This is a genomic window from Rhodococcus jostii NBRC 16295, assembly GCF_001894825.1.
In the GTDB taxonomy this organism is placed as follows: domain Bacteria; phylum Actinomycetota; class Actinomycetes; order Mycobacteriales; family Mycobacteriaceae; genus Rhodococcus_F; species Rhodococcus_F jostii.
Map to the genome: position 1 here is coordinate 91,558 of NZ_BCWY01000031.1, position 11,155 is coordinate 102,712.

The following is an 11,155-nucleotide window of genomic DNA, read 5'->3' on the forward strand; positions in this document are numbered from 1 at the left end:
CCCTGGACAGAGCGTTGTCGTGATACAACGGTGACATAAGCGAACCCTCGTTATGTATACGTGATGTCGATGGTGCGGGAGTTCGGTGTCATCCACACAGGGGAGTGATGAGAACTATGACGAATCACAGTTCGGGGGCGGGTTCGCAAATCCTCGTCGACGGCAGGCCCGCGTCCGCCCCGCTCCGCGACACTCGGACGGTCGCTCAGAAGCTGGTCCGGCACTTCGCCGACAACGTGACCCCGTGTGGTGCGCTTCCCGGCGAACAACTGCAGAGCGACGTCATGGATTTCACCGTGGTCTGCCTCGGCCTCGGCATCCAGATGCTCGACGAGGGCATCAGCCCGACCGACGAGGACCTCGCGGAGGTGCGCAACAGTTCCGCGCGCTGGGCCCGCGAAGGATTCCCGCTGAAACTCGTGCTCCGCATCCTCCACGAAGGGATCCGGGAGGCCGGCGACCTCGTAGCGTCGAACGCCCGCACGGAAGACCTGCCCGAGCTCCTGGCCATCCAGAAGGTGATGTTCAGCCTGCTCGAATGCGTGACCGTGGCCGCCACCACCAGCTACGTGGAGGAACTCGAGGCTGTCAATAGTGAACGCGACGGTGCCGCGGTCAACCTCGTCACGGCGCTGCTCAGCGGGCGGAAGGCGGCGACCGCTGCCCGGCACGCGGGGGTGGAACTGGCCGACGAGTACGTCGTGCTGGGATTGTCGATACCCGCGCATCCCACGGAGTCGGTGACCCACCGCCGGAAGACCGTCGTCGCCCGGCAGAAGCTGCGGCGGTTGCAGATCGAGCTGGCGGACGCCTCCGGTGGGGCAGCCCTCTGCTCGCTGAGCCCGGACGGTGGAACGCTGTTGCTGCCGGGCTCACCCGAGCGGGCGTGGATGATCTCGCTGCTCGACCGCATCGGAGCGGCCGCCGGGGTTCCGCTCACCGCTACCGCGACCCGGGTTCGCACGGCCGGCATCCCGGCGGCCGCGGAGCAGGTCCACGAACTCCTCGACCTGGCCGATCGACTCGCGCTGGAGCCGAGACTCTACGAGATGGACGATCTGGCGCTCGAATACCAGCTCACCCGTCCCGGGCCGGGACGCACCCACCTGGCGCGGCTCCTCGAACCGTTGGACTCCTCACCCGAACTGATCGAAACTCTCGAGGTACACATCGGGCACGACCTCAACCGACAGCGCACCGCGAAGAAGATGCATCTGCACACCAACACGGTGGACTACCGACTCAAGCGGGTGGCACAGCTGACGGGCTACGACCCGACCCGCCCGTCGGGGCTGCGGCAGATCCAGGCGGCGCTCGTGGCTCGCCGGCTCGAGGTCGCGCAACCCGAGCGCTGACGGTCCCCTGACCCGGACCCCCGGGCACCGGCGCAGCGCCGTACGCTGCACGTTCGCTACGATGTGGGCCGGATCATATTCGGTCCCGGTGCGTATTCGGTCGTCTCGTGATCGAAATGTCAGAGAGGGCAGGGCGATGGCCGGAGGGCGTCATTCGAGCGCGCACCAGGAGCGTGTCGGTCGTTCGCCCGGCTTCTACGCGGTGTGCGCCGCTGTCGTGATCGGCCTCGTGGCCTCCGTGGTCGTCGTGGTCCAGGCGGTGCGCTCGTGGGCCGACGACTGCGATCAGGTCACCGACTACACCCTGGCCGCCGATCCGAGCATCGTTCCCGCCCTCGGCAAGATTCTCGGCGAAGCGAAAGACACCGACCTGGGTTGCGCGAACGTCACGGTCGGCACCGCGACGTCCGGCGACATCGCGGGACGGCTGGGGAAGGGCACCGACGCCCCGGACCTCTGGATCCCCGACTCCGGCGCCTGGGTGGGCAAGGCGGCGCTCACCGCGGCCGGTCCGATCGAGGTGATGACGGGTTCGATCGCGTCCTCGCCCGTCGTCCTGGCGTCCCGCGAGGAGGATGCCCCGACGTCGCCGACGTGGCTCGCCGCCCTCCAGATCAAGGACATCCAGCTGGGCAACCCCCTCGTGACCGGGGTCGCGCAGGCCCCGATCAACGCCGCGCTCGCCGAGGGGCAGGCCGATCCCGTCTCCGCGGGGACGGTGCGGGCAGCGCTGGTTCCCCTCGCGCAGGAGGAGAGCGCGCGGACCGCGGACGAGCCGATCGGCGAGGAAATGCTGCAGGGCGTCGTCGACAAAGGTGGCGTCGCCGTGGCCACCGAGCAGTCCGTGCTCGACTTCGCCGACGGTGACGGTGCGCGCGCGCTCGTCGCGACCGTGCCGCCGACCGGCAGCAACTTCATGAACTTCCCGCTCGTCGTCACCTCGCCCGCCCCCGACCGGCATTACAAGGCCACCCAGGTGGCCCGAGCCGTGGCCGGAGTCCTCGGCGGCGAGGACGCTCGCGCGGTTCTCGCCGACAACGGGTTCCGCGGTCCCGACGGGAGCCCACTGCCGGACGGCCGCGGCGTCGGCAGGGCCACCAAGCTCGCGCTCGAGGACGAGTCGGCGCTGCAGGACGCACTCGGTGGGTGGGCGCTCATGGCGCTGCCCATCCGCACCCTCGTCGCGATCGACGTGTCGGGGTCGATGGAGATGCCGGCGGGCGACCGGTCCCGGATGGACCTCACGGTCGACGCGGCCCTCGCGGGCAACGCGATGTTCCCGGACAGCGTGTCGGCAGGCCTGTGGGCGTTCTCGCAGGGGCTGGGCGGGGGACCGCAGGACTACAAGGAGATGGTCCCGATCCGGCGCTACGACACCCTGGTCGACGGTGTCACGCAACGGCAGTTGATGGCGCAGCAGGCGACGAAGGTCGAAGGGCTCATCGGCGGTGGCACCGGGCTGTACGACACGACGCTCGCCGCGTTCCGGACGGTGCAGGAGACGTACGATCCGCGCGCGGTGAACAGTGTGATCATCCTGACCGACGGTGCCAACGAGGACCCGGACTCCATCACCAGGGACCAGCTGATGAGCATCCTCGAGCGGGAGATGGATCCGGCTCGCCCCGTCATCATCGTGACGATCGGCATCACCGACGACGCCGACGCGGCCACGCTCGCCGAGATCTCCCGGGTGACGGGCGGGTCGAGCTACGTCGCGAAGGATCCCGCCGACATCGCGAACGTGTTCGTCAACGCGTTGGCGGCCCGCGGTCGTAGCTAGGGGAATTCCGTTCCGGCACAGTCGGACTTTTCGAGCACACCCCTAGCCATCCACCAGCCGAAAGTGCTTTGGTGGAAGGTGGGGGTCGACCCATTCGAGGAGCTCGTCATGGCCAAGCCGTTCAGAGGTGTCGTCAATCTCGACATTCGTGACTCGATCCCGGATTGGGGTCCGTACGAGCAACCGAAGGCGACGCCCGGTTCGCCGAACGTGCTCTACATCGTGCTCGACGACGTCGGTTTCGGGGCGATGGGGTGCTACGGCGGGCCGATCGAGACTCCGAACATCGACCGGATCGCCGCGAACGGACTCCGGTACGGCCAGTGGCACACCACCGCACTGTGTTCCCCGACGCGATCCTGCCTGTTGACGGGGCGTAACCACACCACCAACGGGATGGCGTGCATCAGCGAGTGTGCAGTGGGCTTCCCCGGCGGGAACGGCCACATTCCTCCCGAGTGCGCCACCCTCGCCGAGATCCTCGTCGAGCAGGGCTTCAGCACCGCGATGGTCGGCAAGTGGCATCTGTGCGCCGAGGACGAGATGAACCTGGCGTCGACGAAACGGAACTGGCCGGTCGGCCGCGGTTTCGAGCGCTTCTACGGCTTCCTCGGCGCGGAGACGAACCAGTGGTATCCGGATCTGGTGCACGACAACCATCCCGTCGAGCAGCCCGCCACCCCGGAGCAGGGCTACCACTTCAGCGTCGACATCACCGACCATGCGCTCGAATACCTCGGCGACGTCAAGGCGATCGCCCCGGACCGGCCGGTGTTCCTGTACTACGCACCCGGCTGCGCCCACGCCCCGCACCAGGTGCCCCGGGAGTGGGCCGACCGCTATCGCGGCAGATTCGACGACGGCTACGAAGCGATGCGCGAGCGGACTCTGGCCCGGCAGAAGGAGATGGGCCTGGTACCTCCGGACACCGAGCTGCCGCCGCTCAACCCGATCGGCACTCCTGACTCCCGCACCGGACCCGACGGCCAGCCGTTCCCACCGCTGGACTTCACCCGCCCCTGGGACACCCTCTCCGCCGACGAAAAGCGGCTCTTCGCGCGCATGGCCGAGGTGTATGCCGGTTTCCTCTCGCACTGCGACGACCAGATCGGCCGACTGCTCGCCTACCTCGACGACATCGAGCAACTCGACAACACCATCATCGTGGTGGTCTCCGACAACGGCGCCAGCGGCGAGGGCGGACCCAACGGTTCGGTCAACGAGAACAAGATCGCCAACAGCGTGCCGGACGATCTGGCCGAAAACATGAAGATGCTCGACGAGCTCGGCGGCACCGAGACCTACAACCATTACCCGAACGGGTGGGCGATGGCCTTCAACACCCCGTTCAAGATGTGGAAACGGTACTCGTTCAACGGCGGCACCTCCGACCCGTGCATCATGTCGTGGCCCGGCGGGATCGAGGCCCGCGGCGAGACCCGCGACCAGTACCACCACGCCATCGACATCGTCCCGACCCTGCTCGACTGCCTCGGTGTCGAACTTCCCGAGACGGTCAAGGGGTACACCCAGCACCCGATCCAGGGTGTGAGCATGCGCTACAGCTTCGACGCCGGAAATATCCCCACCGCCAAGCACACCCAGTTCTATTCGATGCTCGGCGGGCGGGGCATCTGGCATGACGGCTGGAAGGCCGTCACCACCCACCCGACGCTGAGCGGGTGGAGCCACTTCCCGGAGGACACCTGGGAGCTGTACCACACCCAGGTGGACCGCTCGGAACTCCACGACCTCGCCGCCGACGAACCCGGCAGACTGGCTGAGCTCGTCGGACTGTGGTTCCACGAGGCCGGCGCGAACCTGGCGCTGCCGCTCGACGATCGCTCGCCCGTCGAACTCCTCACCACCCCACGTCCTCAACTCGCGCCCCCGCGCAATCGCTACGTCTACCGCCCCGGCGGTGCGGAGGTACCGGAGGCGGTGGCCGTCAACCTGCGCAACCGCTCCTACTCGATCGGGGCGCTCGTCGACCTCCCGGAACCCGGCGCGGCCGGGGTGCTGTTCTCGCACGGCGGCAGGTTCGGTGGGCACTCGATGTACGTCAAGGACAATCGGCTGCACTACGTGTACAACTTCCTCGGCAGCGAACGGCAGGCGATCGACGCGACCGAGGACTTGCCGACCGGGGAGAACCTCATCCTGGCTGCGTCGTTCGAGAAGGACGGCGAGGACCCGCCCGGTACCGCCCACGGGCTTCTGAGCCTCTACTACGGCGACCGCAAGGTCGGCGAGGGCCGAATCCGGACCCAGCCCGGCAAGTTCAGCATCGGAGGCGGCGAGGGCCTCAATGCCGGTCGCGACAGCGGCGAACCCGTCACCGACGACTATCCGGGTTCGTCGCCGTGGGCCTTCACCGGTGGGACGCTGAACCGGGTCGCGATCGATGTCAGCGGCGAACCGTTCGTCGACCTCGAACGCGAAGCCGCCGCCATGCTCTCGCGCGAGTGAGAGCGGAAGCGCCATGACGGAGCCCCTTCCGAGCTGGCGTGAGGGTGCCGGCAAGGCGGCCATCCTGGAATTCGTCGGGCGGGTGACGGCGACCGACGTCCCCGTGGAGGAGCGGATCGCGGTCTTCGACAACGACGGCACGCTGTGGTGTGAGAAGCCGATGCCGATCCAGCTCGATTTCATCCTGCGCCGCCTCGTGGTGATGGCGGAGCAGGATCCGGCGCTGTGCACCCGCCAGCCGTGGCAGGCGGCCTTCACCCGCGACTACGACTGGCTCAGCGCCGTCATCACCGATCACTACCGCGGCGACGACAGCGGAGTGAAGGTGTTCGCCGTCGGGGTGCTGACGGCGTTCGCCGACATCACCGTGGAAGAGTTCGAGGCGCAGGCCGACCAATTCCTGCGCACCACCGACCATCCCACCCTTGGCCGCAAATATCTGACGTGCAGCTATGCACCCATGATCGAACTGCTCGACTACCTCGGGGCGAACGGGTTCCACAACTACATCGTCTCCGGCGGCGGCCGCGACTTCATGCGGCCGATCAGCCTGGACGTGTACGGCGTGCCCCGTCAGCGGGTCATCGGCAGCAGCGCGTCGCTGGCGTGGACGAGCGACGGCCGCGGTGGCACGCTCCTGCACAAACCCGAGTTGGACGTGCTGGTCGACGGTCCCGAGAAGCCGATCCGGATCTGGAGCCGGGTCGGCAGGAGACCCCTGCTCGCCGCCGGGAACAGCAATGGGGACGTCCCGATGCTGCAGTTCTCCGAGCGATCGGACCACCCCTCACTGCAACTACTGATACGACACGACGACCCCGAGCGCGAATTCGCGTACGTCGCGGGAGCCGAGCAGGCACTCGAACTGGCCGACGCCAACCGCTGGACCGTCGTGAGTGTCGAAAACGACTGGGCAACGGTGTTCCCACCACTCCCTGACCAGGTCGGATGAGTACTTCACCGCCCTGGGATCTGCGCTCGCGCGGGCTGTTGCGGCGGTGAGGAATCGACAGTTGAGGACACAGCGGCGGCGTAAACTTGTCGGGACAGATCGCTGTCGCCACCTGGCGAAATCCCTACCGCCGTTCGTGAGGGCAGATCATGGTCGCGATGGACTCGTTTCGAGTTTCGTCCGCCCAGGAGGCGCTCTGGCTGGCGCAGAAGTTGGCGCCTGGCCTGTCGAACAATATTGCAGCGTATCTCGACATTTCCGGCGACATCGACCCTTCGGTGATGGAAGCCGCACTGCGGCGAGTGGCGGAAGAGGCTCGCTCGGTACTGGTGAATTTCGTCGAGGACGACGATGGCCCCCGCCAGGTCGTGCGGGACTCGAACTCGTGGAAACCGTTCTTCGTCGATGTCAGTGCGGAAGCAGACCCCGAATCGGCCGCGAAAGCGTCGATGGCAGAGGTCGGCGCCGTGCCCTTCGATCTCGAACGGGATGCGCTGTATCGAGCAGGCTTGATCAAGGTTCACGACGCGCGATTCTTCCTGTGCGCCGTGTGCCACCACATCGTGATGGACGGGTTCGGCGTCGCAATTCTTGCCCGTCGAATCGGTGAAATCTATACCGCGCTGAAGACGGGAACACCGATCCCCGAATCCGGGTTCGGCGGACCGGAGTTGATAGCCCACGAAGATGCCCGGTACCGGCAGTCCGATCGTTTCGCCCGAGACAAGGAGTTCTGGCGAAACTACACCGCTGCCCTGCCCGATCCACTTCGACTGCCGCGGCATCCGAGTTCTCCGGTTCCCGTGACTGTGCATCACAGCCTGACGGTGCCGGACGACGACACCGCGCACTTGCTGACGGCGACAGAGACGATCGAGATACCGCTGCCGGGTTTCCTGGCAGCAGCGGTAGCCGGACTCTTCCATCGCCTGTCGGGCATGCCGGAGTTCATGATGCGATTGGCCGTCGCCAACCGGGTCGGGGCCGCCCGACGAACGCCGGGGTTGGTGTCGAATGCGGTGCCCTTCCGGGTGGAGATCCCACCGCGGTCGCATTTCGCCGACGTCGCACACGACGTGGGTACCGCGATTCGGTCCGTCCTGCGTCATTCCCGTTACCAGGGTTCTGACGTCAGAAGGGACAGAGGACTATCCGGAGCCGTGGAGAATCGGTTCGGTCCGATTCTGAATATCATTCCGTTCTTCGACTCCATCGATTTCGCAGGCAATCCGGCATCCATGCGCGGCGTGTCGTTCGGCCCCGTCGACGACCTGTCGATTTCGATCTACTACGGCGGTCGGGGCAGCTCCGGCATGCACATCGAGATCGACGCGAACGGCGCGCTGTACAGCAGTGAGGATGTGAGGCTCTATGCAGATCTGCTGATGGCTTTCGTCCGTGCGGTCGTCGCCGATCCGACAGGCCGGATAGAGGAACACGACTTTCTCGGACCCGCCGAACGTGAACTGGTTCTGCGGACCTGGAACGACACGGCGGTGCCGGTTCCGCAGACCACGATTCCCGACCTGGTCGAACGGTGGGCCGCCGTGACACCCGACGCGGTGGCGCTCACTCTCGGCGATCGGCACTGGACGTATCGAGACGTCAATGGTCGAGCGAATCGGTTGGCGCGGTATCTCATCGCGCGCGGTGTGGGCCCGGATTCCATCGTGGCAGTCGCGATGCAACGTTCGTCCGAATTGATCGTCGCGCTCCTCGCGACTCTCAAGGCCGGTGGCGGATATCTTCCGATCGATCCGAATTATCCGAGCGCGCGAACCGCTTTCATTCTCACCGACGCTGCACCACTCCTCCTTCTGACGGACACAGTGACCGCGGAATCGTTGCCGGACAACGCTATTCCCTGTCTCGTGTTGAACGTGGACGACGCCGACACAGACGCCATGTCGGCGGTGATCAACCCCGTCGACGATGACCGGATCGCCGAACTGAGACCGGGCAATGCCGCGTACGTGATGTATACATCCGGTTCGACCGGCACCCCGAAAGGGGTCGTCATCAGCCACCGCAACGTGGTGTCGTTGTTTGCCGGGACCGATCGGTGGTGCGGCTTCGGAAGCGGGGATGTGTGGGCGTGGTGTCATTCGCAGGCCTTCGACTTCTCGGTATGGGAGTTGTGGGGGGCATTGGTGCACGGCGGGCGGGCCGTGATCGTGCCCTGGGACGTGGTGCGCTCGCCCGCCGAGTTGTGGAATGTGGTGCGGCGGGAGCAGGTAACGGTCCTCAGTCAGACCCCTTCCGCGTTCTACGAGTTCGCAGATGCCGAACGTGAGGACCATTCCCCGGGGTCTGATTCGGTACTGCGAATGGTGGTGTTCGGAGGAGAGGCATTGGACCCGAGCCGGCTACGCGGCTGGTTCCCGGGCGAACGTCCGAACGCTCCGATTCTGGTGAACATGTATGGAATCACCGAAACCACGGTGCATGTGAGCCATCTGGAGTTGACCGCAGGAGTCGGCGACGGCGGTCGGAGCCCGATCGGGACTCCGATCGGTAACGCACGGGTTTTCGTGTTGGGGTCGGGATTGGTGCCGGTGCCGATAGGTGCGGCAGGCGAGTTGTATGTCGCGGGGTTCGGGGTGGGCCGAGGATATGTGGGTAGGCCCGGGTTGACGGCGGAACGGTTCGTAGCGTGCCCGTTCGGAGAACCCGGCTCACGGATGTACCGCTCGGGTGATCTGGTGCGGTGGACGTCCGACGGCGTGCTGGACTTCGTGGGCCGCGTCGACGAGCAGGTGAAGGTGCGGGGATTCCGGGTCGAGCCGGGGGAAGTCGAGACGGCACTGATGTCGCATCCTGCGGTGGCGCAGGCGGCGGTGATTGCCCGCGAACCCGCTGCCGGCGCCGATCGTGTGGACGGGGACGCCGGAACCGATACGCAGCTGGTGGGGTATGTCGTGCTCGACAGGGGTGTCTCGCTCGTCCGTGACAGGGCGCGGGAGGCCGAGCTCGTTTCGCAGTGGAGGCGGGTATACGACGACCTGTATTCCGGGGACGCGTCCCAGGCTGGTGAGCAGCTGAACCCGACAGCGTTCGGAGAGGATTTCGGGGGGTGGAACAGCAGCTACACCGGGGAGCCCATCGCCCTCGAGCACATGCGGGAATGGCGCGCGGCGACCGTGGCACGGATTCGCGAACTCGGGCCGGCTCGGGTGCTGGAGATCGGAGTCGGAACCGGACTGTTGCTGTCGCAGTTGGCTCCGCACTGCGAAGAGTATTGGGGCACAGATTTTTCCGCTTCCACGATCGACGCTCTGCGATCGCGGTTGGTGGATCGGGAGGACCCATGGGTCGAGCGGGTTCACCTGCGGGTCCAGGCCGCCGACGATCTCGGGGGTGTGCCGCTCGGCGTCTTCGACACCGTGGTGTTGAACTCGGTCGTGCAGTACTTCCCGAACGCGGGATACCTGATCGACGTGATCGGCACGGCACTGCGCTTGCTGCGCCCCGGGGGCGCGCTGTTCCTCGGCGACGTACGGAATTTCGCGTTGCTCCGGGAATTCACGACAGGCGTACAGATAGCCCACGCGGATGTCGACTCGACTGCCATGGTGATACGCGATCGGGTGCGCCGGGGCATTGCCGCCGAGCAGGAGTTGCTGCTCGCGCCGGAGTTCTTCACCGCATTGCCGACGCTGATCCCCGACATCGGCGCGGTAGACATTCAACTCGAGGGCCTCCGGGCAGTCAACGAATTAAGCTGTTACAGATACGAAGTCGTGTTACGCAAGAATCCCGTGAAGACCCGGTCGCTGGCTGATGTGCCGTCGAGGTCGTGGCAACGATTCGGGGATCCCACCGCGCTGCGGAAGTTCCTGACGGGCCGGCGTCCGGACTGTGTGCGGGTCATCGGTGTGCCGCATGCGGGGCTGGCACCCGATGTCGAAGCTGCACACGCTCTCGACGACGCCGCTGACCGCGATCACATCCCCACCCGGCGTGACGCGGACAACCGGGCGGACGCGTTGCTGCCGCAGGACTGTCACGACATCGGTGAGGACTTGGGGTTCGCGGTGTCGGTGACCTGGTCACCGACACCGGGCCTGATGGACGTGATTTTCACCGACATCAGGACCCGGCCGCACGATACTGCGCAGGCATCGGTCGCGGTGTCTGATGTCTACCTGCCCGACGGTCCACTCGATGACATGGCCGAGTACGTCAACGACCCCGGCGCAAGCAGACTGTCGTCCGAGGTTCGACACTTCGTGGCCGGGCGACTGCCGGAGTTCATGGTGCCGGCGGCGGTGGTGGTGCTGGATCGGTTGCCGCTGACCGTCAACGGGAAATTAGACCGGAAAGCGTTGCCGGCGCCGGAGTTCATCGGTGGCGTGTTTCGGGCCCCGCGGTCGCCGGTGGAGGAGATGCTGGCGTCACTCTACGGCGACGTGCTCGGTCTTCCGCGGGTGGGGATCGACGACAGCTTCTTCGACTTGGGCGGGCATTCTCTGTCCGCGACGCGGTTGGTGGGGTTGATCCGCACCGCGCTCGGGGTGGAGGTGCCGATCCGGGTGGTGTTCGAATCCCCGTCGGTCGCGGAGTTGGCGCCCCGACTGGGCGAGGCCGCGGTGGCGA

Annotated in this window: 5 protein-coding genes; all 5 read left to right on the forward strand. The window is 66.4% G+C overall.

Going from position 1 to position 11,155, the window contains the following annotated elements; all coding sequences use genetic code 11:
• Nucleotides 1-116 precede the first annotated feature (116 nt).
• Nucleotides 117-1,355 (forward strand): PucR family transcriptional regulator, encoded by a 1,239-nt coding sequence (locus RJ1_RS21025; RefSeq protein WP_073363560.1) that lies wholly within the window; start codon nucleotides 117-119, stop codon nucleotides 1,353-1,355.
• Nucleotides 1,356-1,491: 136 nt separating this feature from the next.
• Entirely contained in the window at nucleotides 1,492-3,138 is a 1,647-nt protein-coding gene (locus RJ1_RS21030; protein ID WP_073363563.1) for a substrate-binding and VWA domain-containing protein, read from the forward strand.
• A gap of 108 nt (nucleotides 3,139-3,246) precedes the next feature.
• Nucleotides 3,247-5,607, forward strand: a complete 2,361-nt coding sequence (locus RJ1_RS21035) for an arylsulfatase (protein ID WP_073363601.1) — start codon at nucleotides 3,247-3,249, stop codon at nucleotides 5,605-5,607.
• A 13-nt stretch (nucleotides 5,608-5,620) separates the two neighbouring features.
• Nucleotides 5,621-6,559 (forward strand): HAD family hydrolase, encoded by a 939-nt coding sequence (locus RJ1_RS21040; protein WP_073363565.1) that lies wholly within the window; start codon nucleotides 5,621-5,623, stop codon nucleotides 6,557-6,559.
• A gap of 158 nt (nucleotides 6,560-6,717) precedes the next feature.
• Nucleotides 6,718-11,155 (forward strand): non-ribosomal peptide synthetase (locus tag RJ1_RS21045; RefSeq protein ID WP_170008898.1); only part of this gene is annotated, 4,438 nt, incomplete at its 3' end.

Coding starts and splice junctions, on each gene's coding strand:
- RJ1_RS21025 (WP_073363560.1), top strand. CDS start 117: ATGACGAATCACAGTTCGGGGGCGGGTTCGCAAATCCTCGTCGACGGC.
- RJ1_RS21030 (WP_073363563.1), top strand. CDS start 1,492: ATGGCCGGAGGGCGTCATTCGAGCGCGCACCAGGAGCGTGTCGGTCGT.
- RJ1_RS21035 (WP_073363601.1), top strand. CDS start 3,247: ATGGCCAAGCCGTTCAGAGGTGTCGTCAATCTCGACATTCGTGACTCG.
- RJ1_RS21040 (WP_073363565.1), top strand. CDS start 5,621: ATGACGGAGCCCCTTCCGAGCTGGCGTGAGGGTGCCGGCAAGGCGGCC.